Below are 18032 nucleotides of genomic sequence, written 5' to 3'. Positions count from 1 at the left end.
CTTGGGCGGGACATAACAAAATCGTGGGACAGGGTCAAATGAAGAGGTCTTAACCCGACGAAACTGCCGCTTGGCCGCAAATTCCCGCAACAATTCAGGTGCTTCCGGGGAAGTGTTTCGCTACTTTTTCGTCCAGTTTCAATGGCCTGTGCCGAAGCAGGCCGTGCTTGCTCAGCCGTGCACGAACCTCGGGCTCGGCCCCACTCAATTCGTCATAAAAGGCACGCAGGCCGGGTTCGCCCTGTTCCGCTTCGATCCAGCTGAGCAACTCGTGGATGGTCAACCCTCCCAATTGTCTGGGGACGTTGGGCGACTTTCCGGGCTGGTAGGACCCGCGTTCCAGACGAAACCGGTAATGTGCTTGCCAATGCTCCCAATCGGGTGCGTGTCTGTGGCAAAGCTCGATCTCGGGCAGCTCTAGATTGGTGGGTAGCAGCTCATTGCTCTGATAAATATTGTGGATGCGGTCTTTGACATATTTCAGACCGGACCGAACGAATAGCTTGCCCTGAACGTGACCAAGAAATCCGGCCCGGACAAACCCTCCGAAATTGGGATAGAGCGTTTCGACAAGCGCGGCGCGGTCCGGACCTGACGGGATATACGCCTTGTACATGTCGTCGTCGCCCGACAGCGCTTCGATCGGACGAATTCGTGCGGAAGGTACGTCTGCAGGTACATCAGCCAGGACATCCTTTATTGGAGCGCGCGGCCACAGAAACTCATCAATGTCGATATGAAGCAGCCAATCCAGATCGGTCTGGCGATAGATGAAGGTCGCGTTATGGGATTGTCGCACCTGATGTTTTTCGGGCCTTTCGATCTGGCGCCGTTGCCAAAATTCTTCGTTGCAAACCCGAATCTCAATCTTCGGGTGTTTGCGCAACACCCGTACCGCGCGCCGGTTGGGCTCGTCCAGAAACAGGTGCAGACGGTCGACGCCAAGGTCGATGTGGTAGGCCGCAAACCCCAGAATTTCGTCAAGTGGCGCGCGGGTTGTGCACACAATTCCCCAAGTCGGCCTGCCTTGCGTCATGCCATGCGCCATCGATTTCGCCGGGGCCGGGCAGGGTGAGAGGCGCGGGGCGTTATGTCATCATCTCCTTCGTCGCTGTCAGGTTCAACTCGGGGTAGTCGCGGACAACGCGGTCGATATCCCATTGCAGGCGTGTCAGATAGACGATGTCGCCATCATGGTCATGGGCGATGTGCTGTTTGTTGGCGTTGACGAATTTTTCGACTGCAGCCTTGTCGCCGCTCACCCAGCGGGCAGAAGTGAACTGAGACGCCTCAAACCGAACAGGCAGCCCATATTCCATCTCAATCCGGCTGGCGAGTACCTCGAATTGCAGCGCACCGACGACGCCCACAATGAAGCCCGAGCCGATTGAGGGCTTGAACACCTTGGCGGCGCCTTCTTCTGCAAACTGCATCAGGGCTTTCTCCAGATGCTTGGCCTTCATCGGATCACCGGCCCGGACCCCTTGCAACAGTTCCGGCGCGAAGGAGGGGATGCCCGTTACCCGGATCGCCTCGCCTTCGGTCAGAGTGTCGCCGATGCGCAATTGGCCGTGGTTGGGGATGCCGATGATGTCACCGGCCCAGGCCTCTTCGGCCAGTTCGCGGTCTGACGCCAGAAACAGTACAGGGTTGGAAATCGCCATCGGCTTTTTCGACCGCACATGGGTCAGCTTCATACCGCGCTTGAAATGGCCAGAGGCCATGCGCACGAATGCAACCCTGTCGCGGTGCTTGGGGTCCATGTTGGCCTGCACCTTGAAGACAAAACCCGCGACTTTTTTCTCGTCCGGGGCGATCTGACGGGGTTCGGCCGACTGAACCTGCGGCTGCGGGCCATAAGCCCCGATGCCTTCCATCAACTCCTTCACACCGAACGAGTTGATCGCCGAGCCAAACCAGATCGGGGTCATGTGACCTTCAAGCACCGCCTGCGGGTCGAGATTGGGCAGCAATTCGCGCGCCATTTCAACCTCTTCCAGCAGTTTCTCCAGCAGATGTTCGGGCACATGTTCGGCCAGTTTCGGGTCGTCCAGACCGTCGATCTGGATGCTTTCGGCCACCTTGTTGCGGTCGGCGCGGTCCATCAGTTCCAGCCTGTCGCGCAGCATGTCATAGCAGCCGATAAAATCGCGTCCTACACCAATCGGCCATGCGGCTGGCGTTACGTCGATGGCCAGCATTTCCTGAATCTCGTCGATAATCTCGAACGTATCCCGGCTCTCGCGGTCCATCTTGTTACAGAAGGTCAGGATCGGCAGGTCGCGCAGGCGGCAGACCTCAAACAGTTTCTGCGTCTGGCTTTCCACACCTTTTGCGCCGTCGATCACCATCACAGCGGCGTCTACGGCGGTTAGCGTCCGATAGGTATCTTCCGAGAAATCGCTGTGGCCGGGTGTGTCCACCAGATTGAAGCGGAAGTTTCCGTAATCAAAGGACATCGCCGAGGCCGAAACCGAGATACCGCGATCTTTCTCCATCTGCATGAAGTCCGAGCGTGTCCGTCGCGCCTCACCCTTGGCGCGCACCTGACCGGCCATCTGAATCGCGCCCCCGTAAAGCAGGAACTTTTCGGTCAGCGTCGTCTTGCCCGCATCCGGGTGCGAGATGATGGCGAATGTCCGGCGCCGGGCGATCTCGGGCGGCAGGGTGGGTTGGTTCGAGGTATCAAGCATATTCGCGCGTATAGGCGGGGAATCCTGCAGAGGCAAGACAAAGGGGCTGGTTCGAATCGTACGCTTATGGCAATAAGAACATATAGTGAACAAAAGATGGAGTGGATCAATGGATTTGAAAGAAATTGCAAACGAACTGGTCGCCGGATGCCGTGAGAATCGGGCCAAGGAAAACCTGGACAAGCTTTATGCTGCCGATGCGGTCTCGGTCGAGGCTGCGGATACGATGGGCATGGGTCGTGAGACCAAGGGCCGCGACGCGATCCGGGGCAAGCATGAATGGTGGGAAAGCGCGCATGAGGTTTCGGGTGGGTCGATCAGCGATCCGTTCCCGCATGGTGACGACCGTTTTGCCGTGATCTTCGAGGTAAGCGGAAAGGTGAAGGAAAGCGGTGAAACCTTTGATATGAAAGAGGTTGCTGTGTATCACGTTGCTGATGGCAAGATCGTACGGGAAGAGTTCTTTTACTGATCCATGAACGGTCGCTGGTCTTCCCTGATGGGCCGGTGCTAGATGTGCTGCAAAGACAGGGAGGATCAGTATGGACCTGGGAATAAAAGGAAAACGTGCGCTGGTTTGTGCCAGCAGCAAAGGTTTGGGCTTGGGCTGTGCCGAAGCGCTGGCCCAAGCCGGGGTCGATCTGGTGATGAACGCGCGCGGGGCGGACGTCTTGGAGGCTGAAGCCGTGCGTCTGCGCTCTGAACATGGCATAGAAGTCCGGACCGTCGCTTGCGACGTAACATCTGCCGACGGTCAGACACAGGTGATTGAGGCCGCGCAAGGCATTGATATTTTGGTGACAAATGCTGGTGGCCCACCGCCGGGATTGTGGTCGGACTGGAGTCGAGAAGACTTCGTCAAGGCGCTGGACGCGAATATGCTGACACCGATCGCCTTCATGAAGGCGTTGTTGCCGGGAATGATCGACAGGGGCTGGGGCCGAGTGGTCAATATCACCTCGCAATCGGTGCGCGCGCCGATCCCTGCACTGGGGCTGTCAAACGCAGCCCGAACCGGGTTGACCGGCTATGTCGCCGGCACGTCCCGGCAGGTGGCGCCGCATGGGGTCACGATCAACAACCTGCTGCCCGGCATACATGCCACGGACCGAGCGGTTTCGCTGGATAGCGGCGTCGCGGCGCAACAGGGGATTTCGATCGACGAAGCCAAGGCCGCGCGCGCTGCGACGGTTCCCGTGCGCCGTTACGGTACGCGGCAGGAATTCGGGGCGACGTGCGCCTTCCTGTGTTCGCAACATGCTGGGTTTATCGTCGGGCAGAATATCCTTCTGGACGGTGGCGCAACCAATCTGACGATGTGACCATGGCACAAAGCTTTTCGCTTAAAGATCAGCTGTTTAACGTCGAAAAGACAGGCTATCTGTCGGGATTGTTCTCTGCGGCGGACCCGGGATTTGATGGGCCAGCCTTTGAGGCTCGGGTCATGTCACGGCTGCTTGAACTTGAGCTGAAAGAGCGGATCGCCTGGATCGCCGAATGTCTGCAAGAGGCAGTACCCGGGGACCTGCTTGCGATTGCGCCTTTGCTGCTGCGGGCACTGCCACCGCCTCTGGATCCGGGCAAGTCGGATGATGATTTCGGCGATTTCATTTTCGCACCGCTCGGCGATTGGGTTGTCGCGGTCGGGCTGGACCACCCCGAACTGGCGCTGGATGTGCTCGAGGAACTGACACAGAGGTTTTCGATGGAATGGGCAATTCGTCCCTTCCTGAACCACCACCCCGAAATCGTGATGGTGCGGATGCAGGCATGGTGCGGGCATTCCAGCTATCACGTGCGCCGTCTGGTCAGCGAAGGAACCCGGCCCAGACTGCCTTGGGGGCAGGCGGTCTCGCTGGACCTGTCTGACCCGTTGCCGCTGCTGGATCGTTTGCATAGTGACCGATCGCGATATGTGACGCGGTCCGTGGCCAATCACTTGAATGATATCACCAAAAAGGATCCCGATTTGGTACTGGACCGCCTGCAAGGTTGGCGGGACGGCGGGCAACAGGACAGGGATGAGTTGACGTGGATGACATCTCACGCTGTTCGGGGGTTGGTCAAATCTGGCCATCCGCGCGCAATGAAGATGTTGGGATATGAACCCGAGGCCGAGATTTCAGCGTCGATCGCTTTGTGTGGCGAAGCGCGCATCGGTGGCGTGCTGGAGTTCGAGGTTGCGCTTAAGGGGGAACAGAACCAGCCGGTTCTTGTGGACTACATCATCCATTTCATACGGCCTGGCGGCAAGGTTTCAGCCAAGGTTCACAAACTGAAACAGGCTGCGTTGAAGGGGGGTGAACTGGTGTTGAAGAAGTCCCACAAGCTTAAAGCGAATGCCAGCACCTTTACCCTGATCCCCGGCGCGCACCGGCTGGAGGTTCAGGTCAACGGGCGCGTACGTGCTGAAGTTGATTTCGAACTGTTGGGCTAAGTCGATCGAGCAAACTTTCACGCTTTTGTCAGGTCATACTGGCCCCGATTGCGCTATGTGCGATGCCGAACCAGTTACGGACCGACCGTTCAGATAAGGGATGCCCGATGAAACACGAGGCTGTGCAAAACTACTATGGCGAAGTGCTGCAGGGCAGCGCGGATTTGCAGACCAACGCTTGCTGCACGCCGGATGACATGCCCGACCATGTCAGGAAAATTCTGTCGAAAATTCATGATGATGTACTGACACGTTACTATGGTTGCGGGTTGATTGCGCCTTTGGATCTGGAAGGGATGCACATTCTGGATCTGGGCTGTGGCGCGGGGCGCGATGTCTATGCCCTGTCCGCCATGGTGGGTGAAACGGGGCGCGTCGTCGGTGTCGATATGACGCCCGAGCAACTGGACATCGCCCGTGCGCACCAAGACTATCATGCTCAGGCGTTTGGGCATTCAAAAAGCAATGTTGAGTTTCACCATGGCTATATCGAAAAATTGGAAGAGCTGGATCTCGAACCGCGCTCATTCGACATAATCGTCTCGAACTGCGTGATCAATCTAGCCACGGACAAAGCAGCGGTTTTGCGCGGGGCGCATCGGCTGTTGAAGGACGGGGGCGAGATGTATTTCTCGGACGTCTATGCGGATCGCCGGGTACCGCAGGCGATGGCTGAAGATGAGGTTCTGTACGGCGAGTGCCTGTCGGGTGCGCTGTATTGGAACGATTTTCTGACACTGTCACGCGCTGCGGGCTTTGGTGATCCACGCAAGGTGACGCATCGTCCGCTGACCATCGAAAACCCGGTGCTGGAGCAACGCGTTGTACCGCTCAGGTTCCTTTCCGCCACGTGTCGGCTGTTCAAGCTGCCCGCACTGGAAGCGGCGTGTGAGGATTACGGTCAGGCCGTCATCTACAAAGGCACGATACCGCACGCCCCGCATGAGTTCGTGCTGGATGACCACCATGCGATCGAAACGGGCAAAGTGTTCCCTGTTTGCGGCAACACCTGGATGATGCTGCATGACACCCGCTTTGCCCGGCATTTCGACTTTATCGGCGACTTCGCCACCCATTATGGGATTTTTGAAGGCTGCGGCGGGGATAGCCCGTTTTTGGACCAAGGTGAAAGTGCCCCAGCCAGCTGCTGCTGATCCCTTGCGCCGGACGGACGAGGTTGTTATCCCCGTCCAAGCCCGATGGAATTGATCGGGAATGGAATCGGGGTCCATCAGTGACAATGAACGCAACGCCTCCTCGTCTGGAAGTCCGCAATCTTGTGGCCCGGTTTGAGGGGCGGACCGTCGTTGATGACGTCTCGCTGAGGGTTCAGGCCGGGCAGGTGACCTGTCTGCTTGGGCCGTCGGGCTGCGGCAAGTCTACCACCTTGCGCATGATTGCCGGGGTCGAGATGCAAAGCGCGGGCGAGATCTTTGTTGACGGCAAGCTGGTCTGCGACACGGTGTTCCGGGTGCCGCCTGAGCGACGCGAGATCGGCCTGATGTTTCAGGATTTTGCCCTGTTTCCGCACCTTAGCGTAGCAGACAATGTGGGCTTTGGGCTCAAAGGCGGTAAGGACGAAAAACGCGCCCGGGTCGAAGAGCTTCTGAACCGCGTCGACCTGATGCGTTACGTCGATGGGTTTCCACACCAACTCTCAGGGGGCGAGCAGCAGCGCGTGGCGTTGGCGCGCGCACTGGCTCCTCGGCCGCGGATCATGTTGATGGACGAGCCGTTCTCGGGCCTCGATAACCGGTTGCGTGACGGAATCCGTGATGAAACGCTGGCGATCCTGAAAGAGGAAGACGCAGCGGTACTGCTGGTGACGCATGAGCCCGAAGAAGCGATGCGCATGGCAGACGAAATCGCCCTGATGCGCGGCGGAAAGATCGTGCAACAAGGCGCACCGTACAACGTCTTCACCCGTCCGGTTGACAAGGCCGCAGTATCTTTCTTCAGTGATGTCAATGTATTGCGTTCCAAAGTGAATGGAGCCTTGGCCGAGACGCCCTTTGGTCAGTTTCTGGCGCCGGGTGTATCCGACGACACCGAAGTTGAAATTGTATTCCGGCCGCAACATGTCCGCCTTGATTTCGACCGCAACGGCAAAGGACCGCTACCAACCGCGACGGACGGCGTTGCCGCGCGCGGAGTGGTCGAGCGCGCTCGTTTCTTGGGCAATGAAAGCCTTGTCGAATTTCGGATGGACCATGATGGCTCGGTCCTCAAAGCGACTGTTCCGAATGTGTTTGTGCCTCAACCGGGTCGTGTCATGTGGCTGACCGTGCGCCGCGACCGGTGCTTTGTCTTTCCGGCCTGACGCGCGGACCTGCCGATTTCCTTCCAAGTGGTGCGCGAAAGCCTCAGAATGCGGTTGGGCATTGCTTGCCGCAGCGCGAGGGCGGGTCTATCAAGGGAAAAACTTGGGGCTGGGGCAAAATCATGCGCATTCTTCTGACCAATGATGACGGCATCAACGCGCCGGGCCTGGCCGTGCTCGAGGCGATTGCCGGGGAACTGGCAGGTCGCGATGGCGAGGTCTGGATTGTCGCCCCCGCATTTGAGCAATCGGGCGTAGGGCATTGCATCAGCTATACCCACCCGTTCATGGTCGCGAAACTGGCCGAACGTCGCTTTGCCGCCGAAGGGTCGCCAGCGGATTGCGTTCTGGCCGGATTGCACGAAGTCATGAAGGATTGCCGACCCGATCTGGTTTTGTCCGGTGTGAACCGAGGCAACAATTCTGCAGAAAATACGTTATATTCCGGTACGATAGGCGGCGCAATGGAAGCGGCGCTTCAAGGTGTTCCGGCGATTGCGTTGTCCCAGTATTTTGGGCCGAGAAACGCCGATCTGGACAATCCGTTCGAGGCCGCGGCGCAGCACGGGGTCGATCTGGTCAGGCGCATTCTGGATGCAACGCCCAGCGGGCAAGAAGACTATCGACTGTTCTACAATGTGAACTTCCCACCGGTTCCGGCCGACGAGGTTCTGGGAACGCGCGTCGCCCCGCAAGGGTATCGTCGGGACACGCGGTTCGCGGTCGAACCGCATAGCTCTCCGTCCGGTCGGCGTTTCCTGTGGATCAAGGGGGGGTATCAGCACAACCCGACAGCGCCCGGCACCGATGCGGCAGTGAACCTGGATGGCTATATTTCGGTCACACCGATGCGGGCGGATTTGACGGCGCATGATATGCTTGGCGCGCTGAAGGCGATCGAATGAGCGGACTGGACCCGGAAAAGACCATGCAGTTTCTGTTCTCTCTGCGCTCGCGCGGGGTGACAGATGCGCAAGTGCTGGCAGCGATGGAGCAGGTGGACCGTGGCCTGTTCGTCAAAGGCCTGTTCGCCGAGCGTGCCTATGAGGATACGCCACTGCCGATAGCCTGCGGGCAGACGATCAGCCAGCCCTCGGTCGTTGGGTTGATGACGCAGGCGTTGAAAGTGCGGCCGCGTGACACCGTTTTGGAGATCGGTACAGGCTCGGGCTATCAGGCGGCGATCCTGTCAAAGCTTGCGCGCCGGGTTTACACGGTCGAACGGCACAAGCGTCTGGTGCGCGAAACAGGCGAACTGTTTCGCGAGTTGGGGATGACCAACGTGACCGCCATGCTGTCGGACGGGTCGTTCGGGCTGCCCGAACAGGCCCCGTTCGACCGCATCATTGTGACCGCAGCTGCGGAAGATCCGCCCGGGCCGCTCTTGGCGCAGCTTAAAATCGGCGGTATCATGGTGCTACCCGTGGGCCAGTCGGACGCGGTGCAGACCCTGATCCGGGTTACCCGCACCGAGGACGGTCTGGACTATGACGAATTGTTGCCCGTCCGTTTCGTGCCTTTGCTTGAAGGACTTGGAAAGGACGAGGCGTAAAGGTTTATTACGATATTTGCGCCAGAACCCCGGAAAACAGGGGCAGGTGTTGAGGACAGAATGATGAGAGCAGTTTCAAGATCAGCCATGCGCCGATACGTGGTGGGCGCAGCCACCATTGCCCTTCTGGCCGGGTGCGAAGGGCCTTTTGACTACGACTTGCGCGGCAATGTCGGCGGATTTTCGACCGCAGACGCTGCGCTGGCGGCGACCACCAGCCGCCCCGCTCCGGATGCACGCGGCGTCATCACTTATCCGAACTATCAGGTTGCTGTGGCAAGATCCGGCGATCGGGTCACCGATGTGGCCAATCGGGTCGGCCTTCCCGCAGCGGAACTGGCCCGCTTCAACGGCCTTCAGGCCGATGATGCCCTGCGCGACGGAGAGGTCCTGGCGCTGCCACGGTCCGTTGGTGGAGGCAGCAATGTGGATATTGCCACACTGGCAGGCTCGGCAATCGACGCGGCACCTGAAACAGGGGGCGTACGCACCACAACTTTGGAACCGGTTCAGCCTGCGCCTGCGGCAGCACCCGCGCCGTCGGGGCCGGAACCCATTCGGCATAAGGTCAAGCGCGGCGAGACGGCCTATACGATCTCACGCCTGTATCAGGTACCGGTCGAGTCGCTTGCGGAATGGAACGGGTTGGGCTCGGACTTCATGGTCCGCGAAGGGCAGTTCCTGCTGATCCCGATCAAGGATCAAGCCGCGCCGACACGCAGTGCAGCGCCTGCCGCCGCAACGACCGCCGCAATCACGCAGCCAGGGCAGGGCTCGCCGACTCCGACGCCACCCAGTGCGACGCAGCCTCTGCCGGATGAAAAGGTCAAGCCTCTGGCCGAGGCCGCGCCCGCCCCGGATGTCACGGCCGAAGCACCAACCAACAGTGGGTCGTCAGCTTTGGCGCTGCCGGTGTCAGGCAGGATCATCCGGTCTTATGACAAGGGAAAGAACGAAGGCATCGATATCGCGGCCTCCCCCGGCACATCCGTAAAGGCTGCGGACGGCGGCACCGTTGCCGCTGTTACGGCAGATGCGGATCAGGTGCCGATCATCGTGGTGCGGCACGCAAACGATCTGTTGACCGTTTATGCCAATGTCGAAGGGATCACGGTCAAGAAAGGCGACCGGGTGCGGCGCGGGCAGAAAATTGCGGCGCTGCGCGGGGGTGACAATGCCTATGTGCATTTCGAAGTGCGCAAGGGCTTCGAATCCGTTGATCCCGAACCCTATTTGAAGTGAGTCGAATGGCCCGCGTCGGGCCATGCCACCGGCGCGGATATTTTTGGCCAGATGAAGGTCGGATCACGCGTGCGGATCGTAATCGCTCAGGCGTTTTCCGGGTTCATCAGCAAAAAGCTCGGGCAGGGCGGACACCGCTTCGATCAGATCGATGCGGAAGACGCGGAATCCATCGCGCAACTCGCACCACGCGGTCAGGGTCCAGACCCGGCCCCAGTATTCCATATGCAACGGGCGAATAGTGCGTTCGGTCATCACGCCGTCGATACGGCGGTAGGACAGACGCAGTTTCTGGCGGGATTTGATTGCCGCGCGGATGGGGGCCATGTGCGCCAGGCCACGGGCGGCATCCGCAAAGGGGTAGACGGCAAATTTCCAGGTATCGGCCTCGGCGATGACCTGTGTCGGTAGCACCGCATCAACCTTGTTTGCCAAGGACTCTGCCGCAGCCTTGAGATCGGGGTCGGCGGCCTCGGCCACGATTGCCATGCCGAGGTTCAGCGCCTCCAATTCAGCCGTTGTCAGGTTCAATGGCGGCAGCGTTATCTGGTCGCGCACCATATAGCCGACGCCGCGTTCCCCTTCGACTGGGACACCTGAGGCGACCAAGGTGTCCATGTCGCGATAGATCGTGCGAACCGACACTTCGAGCCGGTCCGCGATGTCCTGCGCCCGGTGCAGTTTACCGTCGCGCAGGATCTGTATGATGTCGAACAGACGGTCAGTGCGGCGCATGACGGTCTGTTCCGACATTGGTTATGTGGTCATGTTCCATAGTACATTCTCGTGGCGCATCTTTTCGCTGCCGGGTTTGATGGCCGCCATCAGAGCGGGCGCAAATTCTTGCTGGGGAAACTTGGCTGCCGCATTCTGAGCGGCATCCATATCTTGCCAGACCACACAATCCGTCCAGCACCCATCATCGCCCTGACTGAGGTGACGATGAACAAAGCCGGGCGCGGCACGAACAAACGCTTCGGACGCTTGGCTAAGCTTGACGAAGTCTTCGGCCGTGGTGCCGTCGGCGAGGGCGAAAGTGACAAATTCTGCTACTTGGGTCATGTGAGTCTCCGTTGACCAGGTTTCGATGCCCAGCTTTTATGTCTCTGCAACTGACATAAACCTGTCAGTTGAGAAAAACCAGCCCGCAGAAAATGCGCGATCTGCTCAAATTTGAGTGGTGAAAGGACCTGCCGCACTTTTGTTGATGCGCGTCCGGGCGTAGACACGGGGCCAGATCATATTCCCGGCGCGCTGCGCCGACGTAGAAGGAGACAAGACATGCTTAACAATATCGGCCTTCCCGGTCTGCTGCTGATCGCCGTTGTGGTGCTGGTGCTGTTTGGCCGCGGCAAGATCAGTTCGCTGATGGGTGAAGTGGGCAAGGGCATCACGTCGTTCAAACGTGGCGTCAAGGAGGGCGCTGACGAGCTAGAGCAAGACGCCGCCGAAGTGGCCAAGGATGTCACGCCCGAGACTGACAAAGACAAGGTCTAAGCGCAGATGTTTGATCTGGGCTGGACCGAACTATTGGTCATTGGCATCGTGGCCCTGATCGTCGTGGGGCCCAAGGATCTGCCGGTGTTGTTCCGCAATATCGGTCGCTTTGTCGGCAAGGCGCGCGGCATGGCGCGTGAATTCAGCAGCGCCATGAACGAGGCTGCGGATCAGGCGGGCGTGAACGAGATAAAAAAGGGCCTGAACGCTGCGGCGAACCCGGTCGGTAGCGCCATGGACAGCGTCAACGAGGCGGCGCGGGATGTGGCCAAATCTTTGGACCCAACGAAGTTTGACCCGGAAAGCGAAACCGGCAAGCTCGCCGCGGAACGCGCTGAGCAAGCGAAAAAGATCCAGGCAACCGCTGCGCGCTCGGCAGCCGAGCGCAAAGCCAAGGAAGCCGCTGACGCGCTTGCCAAGGCCGAAGAGGCCGAAGCCGCGCTGAACACCGAAAGCAAGTCATGAGCAAAACGGACGAGATCGAGGACAGCTCGGCCCCATTGATCGAGCATCTGGCGGAACTGCGAACGCGGTTGATTCATTCTGTTGTGGCCTTCCTCATCGGGATGATCATCTGCTTTACGGTCGCTACGCCGATCTTCAACTTTCTGACGCGGCCGTTGTGCGAAGTTTTGACCGAGCGCGGACAGGATTGTGGGTTAATCTTCATCTCGCCACAGGAAGGGTTCTTTGTCGCGATCAAAGTCTCGCTGCTGGGTGGGTTCATTCTGGCATTTCCCTATATCGGGATGCAGATGTGGCGCTTTGTTGCGCCGGGTCTGTATCGTTCGGAAAAGAACGCGTTTCTGCCCTTCATGTTGGCCTCGCCATTTATGTTCCTGTTGGGGGCGAGCTTTGCCTTTTATGTTGTAACGCCGCTTGCATATGACTTTTTCCTGGGTTTCCAACAGTTTGGGGCAGAAGGCGAAGCTGTTTCCGAAGGGGCTCAGGCTGCACCGTTGAGCGTCGTTTTCCAAGGTTCGGCGCAAGAGTATTTGAACCTGACGATCAAGTTCATCGTGGCCTTTGGCTTGTGTTTCCAGTTGCCAGTTTTGCTGACGCTGATGGGCAAAGCCGGGTTGGTGAGCGCGCAGGGGCTGGGTGAAGTTCGAAAATATGCCGTGATCGGCATTCTGGTGCTGGCCGCCGTGGTCACGCCACCGGACGTAATCACACAGATCATTCTCTTCACGGTCGTCTACGGCCTCTACGAAGTGTCGATCTTCCTTGTTGCCCGTGTCGAGAAAAAGCGCGAAGAACAGCTGCGTGCTGATGGCTACTACGATGATGAAGAGGCTGAGGCCGATGCGGAAATGATGCAGGAAGAAGACCAGAAATAACCTTTCGACGCATTGCAGTTGGCGCGCCAGCAATGGCGCGCCTTTTTTATTGAAGGCTCTTGTTGCGACAACCGTAACGTGGTTTGAACCCCCGAAACCGACCGGAGGAGCCGATGGACGACCAAGCCCTGAACCGTATCGCAGATGCTTTGGAACGCATGGCCCCGGCACCTTTGGCTGCGCCCGACTTCAACGCGGCCCCGGCCTTTGTCTGGCACGTGGAACCGGACAGGCTGGAACCGGTTGTTCAGGTCAACCGCGTCGATTTGGACCTGTTGGTCGGCATCAATCGCTCTCGCGATACGCTGCTGGACAATACGCACCGATTTGCCGCTGGGTACAAGGCCAACAATGCGTTGCTGTGGGGCTCGCGCGGGATGGGGAAATCCAGCCTTGTCAAAGCGGTTCACGGAACGCTGCAAAGCGAACACCCGGACCTGAAGCTGGTCGAGCTTCAACGCGAGGATATGGGCTCGGTCGCGCGCTTGCTGAACCACCTGCGCGCGTCCTCGCATCGGTTCATTCTGTTCTGCGATGACCTGTCCTTCAGCCACGATGACCAGCACTACAAATCGCTCAAGGCTGTGCTGGACGGCGGTATCGAAGGCCGTCCCGAGAACGTCGTCTTCTACGCCACCTCGAACCGTCGCCACCTGATGCCAAGGGATATGATCGAGAACGAACGTTCCAGCGCCATCAACCCGTCCGAGGCGGTCGAGGAAAAAGTCTCGTTATCGGATCGGTTCGGCCTTTGGCTGGGCTTCCATCCCTGCGATCAGGATGAATACCTGGCGATGATCGACCGTTATTGCACGGCCTACGGCATCTCAGTTGACGCAGAGACTCTGCGGGCCGAAGCGATCGAATGGCAGGCGACCCGTGGCGCGCGTTCGGGCCGTGTGGCCTGGCAGTTCTTTGTCGATCTGGCCGGGCGCAACGGCGTTCATATCGCCTGATCCGACCGCGTCATCTCGCCAAAAATTTTTGCCGCCGGAGGTATGGCCCAAGGGGCCATTCCTAAAGCATAGCCAGAATACGTGCGGCTTCATCTGTTGGACTGGTCAGCGGGTCACGATCCTCGCCGGGGTGAAAGCGTGCGCGTACTGCCGTCGGCATCGGTGCCGGTTCCACAATCGATACGCGCGGACCGGTTCGTTCTGTCTCGACCGCCCAGCTGCGTGCCAGGGCCATCTGTGCCGCTTTGGTCGCGCCATAGATGCCATAGAACTTCTCGCCCGCTTTGGGGTCGTCAAAGAACACTGCATGGCCGGTTTCGCCCAGCAACGGGGCGACATATGGAATCAGAACTGAGGTGGCCGTAGCGTTGGTATTCACAGCCTTAGTCCATTCCTTGGGATCCACGAAATGTGCAGGCGTCAGGGCAGAGGTGTGGACCGCGGTGTGGAGCCACAGATCGACCTTGCCCCAGCGGTCGTGAATGCCCCTGCACAGGGTCGCCATGGCGTCAGGGTCCGTGATGTCCATCGGGGCCAATGTGGCAGAGCCACCTTTGGCCTGGATACGGTCGTCCAGTTCTTCCAGTCCACCAGTGGTACGCGCGACGGCAACGATGTGATACTCGGGCGACAGGGCCTCTGCCAGCGCAGCCCCCAACCCACGAGAAGCGCCTGTGATGAGGGCGATTTTGATCTGATCGGTCATAGGCGCGGTTTGAACGCCAGAACGAAGGGCGTCAAGCCCGGATCAACTTCCGGGAATTGCAATCCGTCGTGTCTGCCCGCTTTGTTGCAGCATGACGCCGTGTTCATCAATTGCCATGACCTTGCCAGAGGCAACGCGACTGCCGAGTCTGACCTCTTTTACCCGGCCCGAGGCCAGGCGCATCAAGGCGCGCATTTCAGATTTGGAGCCAAAAACCCCAAGGACCGAGACAGTGTTTTTCTTAAGCGCGCCCTTCTGCGTGGCCGCGCTTTTGACAGCGGTGTTTGACATGGATTGCGGTCAGGGTATGGCCCCGACCCCTTAAGCTGAGTGGTGTCAGGCGCGCGGGCTATCAAACAGCGTCGGTGAGGAAAAGCCCCCTAGCGTCTCGGAATCGTGACGCTGGCTATGCACGGGGCGAAGTCCTTGCAATTGCGGCGGGTTCCTATCCCATGCGTCGGCGGAATTTCACCGCCTCTCTCAATTGCCTTGGCGTCAACTTTTGTCTCTCAGCTGCCGCTGATCAGCGACCGATTCGCGTTACCCCGACGCCAGTTTGGCGGCGTTCCACGATCCACCCACAACTTGCATGTCTTCACGTTTCTTGCTGACCCGGCTGCTGTTCTCCAAACTGTCCAGATATTCCTCTTCCAACCCGGTGACGTAATTGCCGTCAAAGCACGAGCAGTCAAAGGCTTCGATCTCCGGATTGCCCTCTTTGGCGGCCCAGATCAGATCGTCGAGATTTTGATAGAACAGAGCGTCTGCCCCCAGTTCCTCGCGAATTTCCTCGATCTCTTTGCCATTGGCGATCAGTTCATGCCGGGTTGGCATGTCGATGCCGTAGACATTGGGGTATTTCACAGGCGGTGACGCGCTGGCGATATAGACTTTCTTGGCACCAGCTTCGCGGCACATCTGCACAATCTTCTTGATCGTGTTTCCACGCACGATCGAGTCGTCGATCAAAAGCACATTGTGCCCGTCGAATTCCAGCGGAACTGCGTTCAGCTTGCGGCGCACCGATTTCTGTCGTTCGGCCTGTCCGGGCATGATGAATGTGCGCCCAACATAGCGGTTCTTTACCAGCCCCTCGCGATAGGGAATGCCGGTGATCTTGGCAGCCTCAAGCGCAACGGGGCGGGCGCTATCGGGGACGGGGATGATCCGGTCGATCTGCAGGCCCGAGTCCTGAATTTGCTTTGCCAGCGTTTGCCCCATACGCATCTGAGTTTTGTAGACAGACACGCCATCCAACAGCGAATCCGGGCGGGCCAGATAGACATACTCGAAAATGCAGGGCGTCAGCTTGCCTTCGACCGCCTGGAACTCGTGCATGTTCCCGTCAAGGTCGATCAGGATCGCCTCACCAGGGCGCAGGTCGCGCAGCTTTTCGAAACCGTTGATGCCGAAGGCCACATCCTCGGAGGCAAATGCATAGTCGTCGCCATCACCCGGAGCTTCGCGTTTGGCGACCGAAAGGGGGCGGATGCCGTGCGGGTCGCGGAAGGCCAGCATGCCGACACCGGCGACCAGACAGATCACCGAATAGGCACCCTGCACACGCTCCATCGTCATCTTCACGCCGGCAAACAGATTGCGGATTGGATCGACGTTGCCGTTGACCTTAATCGCGTCGGCAACCTTGTCGGCCAATACATTCAGCAGTACCTCGGAATCCGAGGTTGTCCGCAGGTGGCGGCTGTATTTTGCCGTGACTTTCTCACGCTGCTCTTCGGTATTTGTGATGTTGCCGTTATGGACCAGATAGATGCCATACGGCGCATTCACGAAGAATGGTTGCGCCTCGGACGCGCTCAACGAACCGGCTGTGGGATAGCGCACGTGACCGATCCCGACCTTGCCCAGCAGCGTCTCGGCGTCATTGGCGTTAAACACGTCCTTGACCAGCCCGTTGGCTTTCTTTTCGCGAAAGAACTCACCCGAATATGTGACGATGCCCGAGGCGTCCTGACCCCGGTGCTGCAGCATCAGCAGCCCGTCATAGATTTCCGCAAACACATCATGCGTCCGGCTTGCGATTCCCAAAATCCCACACATGTACGGGCTCCAATTTCTATGACGATGATGTTCTGATTTGATTCAGCAATCGGGATCGACGAGCTTGCCGTGTGTCGCTTGAGCAACCGCAAATGACATACTTGGGTACGGGCAAGGTTCACACGCTCCGATTCCGTGGCTGTTCCGGCCCTCACATACTGCCTTACGCAGCCCTTGTCATCAAAGGATCACATTCACCTTTTGCCGCAGTCACGTTGCGAAATTGGCAACAATCCCTTGCTGTAGGTGACAAAGCACAGGGCATGTGCTGTCATGACCCAGCGATGGTCGCACATCAATGGCCGGAAATCCGGGGTGGGGAACAACAGATGTGGCAAAACAAGCCAGGACCGAAGAAGGACGAGCCAGTCAAGCGACGGTGCCATAGATGCCGGGGGATGGGTCGCGCACCCTGCGAGATTTGCAAAGGTACCGGCGAAGTAATCAAGGGTCGGGATTTACAAGGCAACCCAAACAGGGCGCGTTGCGACGGCTGTTTCGGTCTCAAGACAATCCGTTGTGCAGTCTGCGGCGGCGAGGGGTTCGTCTAAGAAAAAAGCCCGGCGCTGGCCGGGCATTCTCTGGCAATCTAATGATGGAACCGCCGGTTATTCGCTTGCGGTGCCTTCGGTGCTGTCCGCTTGCGGTGTCTCGGCATCGGCTGCGCTGTCCGCTGTGCAGCTTGCGACCAGCTCTTCGTACTGTGCGGTCACCCAGCCCAGTGCTTCTTCTGGGTTCTGCTCTTCGATCCGGTCGCTGAACTGTTCGAACACCTTGGCCGACCGGCTTTCGTCAACGATCGTGTAGGATTGGCCGGTCATCACGGTGTCGTAGACAAAGAACGCGATGGCGACCAGAAGGATGCCGCGCGCGATGCCAAAGAAAAAGCCCAGTGCCTGATCCAATCCGCCCAAAGCGGACCGTTGCACAAGCGAGGAAAAGAGCGGGGTGAATATGCTGACCACGATCAGTGCGACCGCAAACACCGCCGCAAAGCCGGTGATGACCGATAGTTCGCAGCTGTCACGCAAGAAATCCCCAACGACCGGAATCTCCTTGACCAGCGGAACCACTTGCGGTGCGAAAATGAACGCCAGAACCGCAGCTGCAACCCAGCCGGCGATGGCAAGGACTTCGCGTAGGAACCCGCGAGAGTAGGCAAGAATGCCCGACACCACGACGATCAGGGCAACGACCCCGTCAATTATTGTAAAACCTTCCATGGCCC

The 18032-nt window shown here is 58.8% G+C and carries 20 protein-coding genes; 12 read left to right on the top strand and 8 right to left on the bottom strand.

Translation table 11 applies throughout. The features are described 5' to 3' along the window. Positions 1–94: 94 nt before the first annotated feature. Together ACR0JA_RS03930 and ACR0JA_RS03925 are read right to left on the bottom strand one after the other, a co-directional pair. A complete protein-coding gene (locus ACR0JA_RS03930) occupies positions 95–1036 on the bottom strand; it encodes a glycosyltransferase family 2 protein (protein ID WP_480570257.1) in 942 nt (313 codons plus the stop codon). A 52-nt stretch (positions 1037–1088) separates the two neighbouring features. Further along, on the bottom strand, positions 1089–2693 hold the full coding sequence (locus tag ACR0JA_RS03925; protein ID WP_480570254.1) for a peptide chain release factor 3: 1605 nt from the start codon (positions 2691–2693) through the stop codon (positions 1089–1091). A 109-nt stretch (positions 2694–2802) separates the two neighbouring features. On the opposite strand from ACR0JA_RS03925, the gene ACR0JA_RS03920 reads away from it, so the two are divergent. The 8 genes from ACR0JA_RS03920 to ACR0JA_RS03885 all read left to right on the top strand — a co-directional run bounded on the left by ACR0JA_RS03920 (position 2803) and on the right by ACR0JA_RS03885 (position 10244). Continuing rightward, positions 2803–3165, top strand: a complete 363-nt coding sequence (locus ACR0JA_RS03920) for a SnoaL-like domain-containing protein (RefSeq protein WP_480570251.1) — start codon at positions 2803–2805, stop codon at positions 3163–3165. 70 nt (positions 3166–3235) lie between these two features. After that, positions 3236–4015, top strand: a complete 780-nt coding sequence (locus ACR0JA_RS03915; protein ID WP_480570249.1) for an SDR family oxidoreductase — start codon at positions 3236–3238, stop codon at positions 4013–4015. A gap of 2 nt (positions 4016–4017) precedes the next feature. Then, a complete protein-coding gene (locus tag ACR0JA_RS03910) occupies positions 4018–5130 on the top strand; it encodes a hypothetical protein (RefSeq protein ID WP_480570246.1) in 1113 nt (370 codons plus the stop codon). 107 nt (positions 5131–5237) lie between these two features. Then, positions 5238–6284: a methyltransferase domain-containing protein gene (locus ACR0JA_RS03905; protein ID WP_480570244.1), complete on the top strand. Its 1047-nt coding sequence runs from the start codon at positions 5238–5240 to the stop codon at positions 6282–6284. Positions 6285–6370: 86 nt separating this feature from the next. Then, positions 6371–7450: an ABC transporter ATP-binding protein gene (locus ACR0JA_RS03900; protein WP_480571135.1), complete on the top strand. Its 1080-nt coding sequence runs from the start codon at positions 6371–6373 to the stop codon at positions 7448–7450. Between the two features lie 122 nt (positions 7451–7572). After that, the gene (gene surE / locus ACR0JA_RS03895; RefSeq protein WP_480570242.1) at positions 7573–8355 is read left to right on the top strand and encodes a 5'/3'-nucleotidase SurE; all 783 of its coding nucleotides are present in this window, start codon (positions 7573–7575) and stop codon (positions 8353–8355) included. Beyond that, complete coding sequence (locus ACR0JA_RS03890; RefSeq protein WP_480570239.1) at positions 8352–9002, top strand: protein-L-isoaspartate(D-aspartate) O-methyltransferase; 651 nt, start codon at positions 8352–8354, stop codon at positions 9000–9002. The genes surE and ACR0JA_RS03890 overlap by 4 nt, the downstream gene beginning before the upstream one ends. 63 nt (positions 9003–9065) lie before the next feature. Further along, a complete protein-coding gene (locus ACR0JA_RS03885; RefSeq protein WP_480570236.1) occupies positions 9066–10244 on the top strand; it encodes a peptidoglycan DD-metalloendopeptidase family protein in 1179 nt (392 codons plus the stop codon). A 63-nt stretch (positions 10245–10307) separates the two neighbouring features. On the opposite strand, the gene ACR0JA_RS03880 is transcribed toward ACR0JA_RS03885, so the two are convergent. Further along, a complete protein-coding gene (locus ACR0JA_RS03880; protein ID WP_480571132.1) occupies positions 10308–10979 on the bottom strand; it encodes a helix-turn-helix transcriptional regulator in 672 nt (223 codons plus the stop codon). 21 nt (positions 10980–11000) lie between these two features. Then, positions 11001–11306 carry a hypothetical protein gene (locus tag ACR0JA_RS03875; protein ID WP_480570233.1) on the bottom strand — a complete coding sequence of 102 codons (306 nt, stop codon included), beginning with the start codon at positions 11304–11306 and terminating at the stop codon, positions 11001–11003. Between the two features lie 219 nt (positions 11307–11525). Between ACR0JA_RS03875 and ACR0JA_RS03870 the strand changes: the two genes are divergently transcribed. The 4 genes from ACR0JA_RS03870 to ACR0JA_RS03855 all read left to right on the top strand — a co-directional run bounded on the left by ACR0JA_RS03870 (position 11526) and on the right by ACR0JA_RS03855 (position 14037). After that, a complete protein-coding gene (locus ACR0JA_RS03870; protein ID WP_170328918.1) occupies positions 11526–11741 on the top strand; it encodes a twin-arginine translocase TatA/TatE family subunit in 216 nt (71 codons plus the stop codon). Positions 11742–11747: 6 nt separating this feature from the next. Further along, a complete protein-coding gene (gene tatB / locus ACR0JA_RS03865; RefSeq protein ID WP_480570230.1) occupies positions 11748–12206 on the top strand; it encodes a Sec-independent protein translocase protein TatB in 459 nt (152 codons plus the stop codon). Next, positions 12203–13081, top strand: coding sequence for a twin-arginine translocase subunit TatC (gene tatC / locus ACR0JA_RS03860; protein WP_480570227.1), 879 nt, complete (start codon positions 12203–12205; stop codon positions 13079–13081). Before tatB ends, tatC begins: the two co-directional genes overlap by 4 nt. Before the next feature lie 113 nt (positions 13082–13194). Next, positions 13195–14037: an ATP-binding protein gene (locus ACR0JA_RS03855; protein ID WP_480570224.1), complete on the top strand. Its 843-nt coding sequence runs from the start codon at positions 13195–13197 to the stop codon at positions 14035–14037. Between the two features lie 61 nt (positions 14038–14098). Here ACR0JA_RS03855 and ACR0JA_RS03850 read toward each other — a convergent pair whose 3' ends face one another. From ACR0JA_RS03850 to ACR0JA_RS03835, 4 genes are all read right to left on the bottom strand, one after another. Then, a complete protein-coding gene (locus tag ACR0JA_RS03850) occupies positions 14099–14743 on the bottom strand; it encodes an SDR family NAD(P)-dependent oxidoreductase (RefSeq protein WP_480570221.1) in 645 nt (214 codons plus the stop codon). Positions 14744–14785: 42 nt separating this feature from the next. After that, complete coding sequence (locus ACR0JA_RS03845; protein WP_480570218.1) at positions 14786–15034, bottom strand: hypothetical protein; 249 nt, start codon at positions 15032–15034, stop codon at positions 14786–14788. A gap of 249 nt (positions 15035–15283) precedes the next feature. After that, a complete protein-coding gene (gene purF / locus ACR0JA_RS03840; RefSeq protein ID WP_480570215.1) occupies positions 15284–16804 on the bottom strand; it encodes an amidophosphoribosyltransferase in 1521 nt (506 codons plus the stop codon). A 608-nt stretch (positions 16805–17412) separates the two neighbouring features. Further along, the gene (locus ACR0JA_RS03835) at positions 17413–18027 is read right to left on the bottom strand and encodes a CvpA family protein (RefSeq protein ID WP_480570212.1); all 615 of its coding nucleotides are present in this window, start codon (positions 18025–18027) and stop codon (positions 17413–17415) included. Between the last annotated feature and the right edge of the window lie 5 nt (positions 18028–18032).

The organism is Ruegeria sp. AM4 (assembly GCF_056540665.1).
The sequence above is the reverse complement of the archived record's forward strand: the minus strand, read 5'-3'. Positions and strand labels throughout refer to the sequence as shown.

Bases quoted from the DNA above. Each gene is read 5' to 3' on its own strand.
- ACR0JA_RS03930 (WP_480570257.1), bottom strand. From the start codon at position 1,036: ATGACGCAAGGCAGGCCGACTTGGGGAATTGTGTGCACAACCCGCGCG.
- ACR0JA_RS03925 (WP_480570254.1), bottom strand. From the start codon at position 2,693: ATGCTTGATACCTCGAACCAACCCACCCTGCCGCCCGAGATCGCCCGG.
- ACR0JA_RS03920 (WP_480570251.1), top strand. From the start codon at position 2,803: ATGGATTTGAAAGAAATTGCAAACGAACTGGTCGCCGGATGCCGTGAG.
- ACR0JA_RS03915 (WP_480570249.1), top strand. From the start codon at position 3,236: ATGGACCTGGGAATAAAAGGAAAACGTGCGCTGGTTTGTGCCAGCAGC.
- ACR0JA_RS03910 (WP_480570246.1), top strand. From the start codon at position 4,018: ATGGCACAAAGCTTTTCGCTTAAAGATCAGCTGTTTAACGTCGAAAAG.
- ACR0JA_RS03905 (WP_480570244.1), top strand. From the start codon at position 5,238: ATGAAACACGAGGCTGTGCAAAACTACTATGGCGAAGTGCTGCAGGGC.
- ACR0JA_RS03900 (WP_480571135.1), top strand. From the start codon at position 6,371: ATGAACGCAACGCCTCCTCGTCTGGAAGTCCGCAATCTTGTGGCCCGG.
- surE (WP_480570242.1), top strand. From the start codon at position 7,573: ATGCGCATTCTTCTGACCAATGATGACGGCATCAACGCGCCGGGCCTG.
- ACR0JA_RS03890 (WP_480570239.1), top strand. From the start codon at position 8,352: ATGAGCGGACTGGACCCGGAAAAGACCATGCAGTTTCTGTTCTCTCTG.
- ACR0JA_RS03885 (WP_480570236.1), top strand. From the start codon at position 9,066: ATGAGAGCAGTTTCAAGATCAGCCATGCGCCGATACGTGGTGGGCGCA.
- ACR0JA_RS03880 (WP_480571132.1), bottom strand. From the start codon at position 10,979: ATGCGCCGCACTGACCGTCTGTTCGACATCATACAGATCCTGCGCGAC.
- ACR0JA_RS03875 (WP_480570233.1), bottom strand. From the start codon at position 11,306: ATGACCCAAGTAGCAGAATTTGTCACTTTCGCCCTCGCCGACGGCACC.
- ACR0JA_RS03870 (WP_170328918.1), top strand. From the start codon at position 11,526: ATGCTTAACAATATCGGCCTTCCCGGTCTGCTGCTGATCGCCGTTGTG.
- tatB (WP_480570230.1), top strand. From the start codon at position 11,748: ATGTTTGATCTGGGCTGGACCGAACTATTGGTCATTGGCATCGTGGCC.
- tatC (WP_480570227.1), top strand. From the start codon at position 12,203: ATGAGCAAAACGGACGAGATCGAGGACAGCTCGGCCCCATTGATCGAG.
- ACR0JA_RS03855 (WP_480570224.1), top strand. From the start codon at position 13,195: ATGGACGACCAAGCCCTGAACCGTATCGCAGATGCTTTGGAACGCATG.
- ACR0JA_RS03850 (WP_480570221.1), bottom strand. From the start codon at position 14,743: ATGACCGATCAGATCAAAATCGCCCTCATCACAGGCGCTTCTCGTGGG.
- ACR0JA_RS03845 (WP_480570218.1), bottom strand. From the start codon at position 15,034: ATGTCAAACACCGCTGTCAAAAGCGCGGCCACGCAGAAGGGCGCGCTT.
- purF (WP_480570215.1), bottom strand. From the start codon at position 16,804: ATGTGTGGGATTTTGGGAATCGCAAGCCGGACGCATGATGTGTTTGCG.
- ACR0JA_RS03835 (WP_480570212.1), bottom strand. From the start codon at position 18,027: ATGGAAGGTTTTACAATAATTGACGGGGTCGTTGCCCTGATCGTCGTG.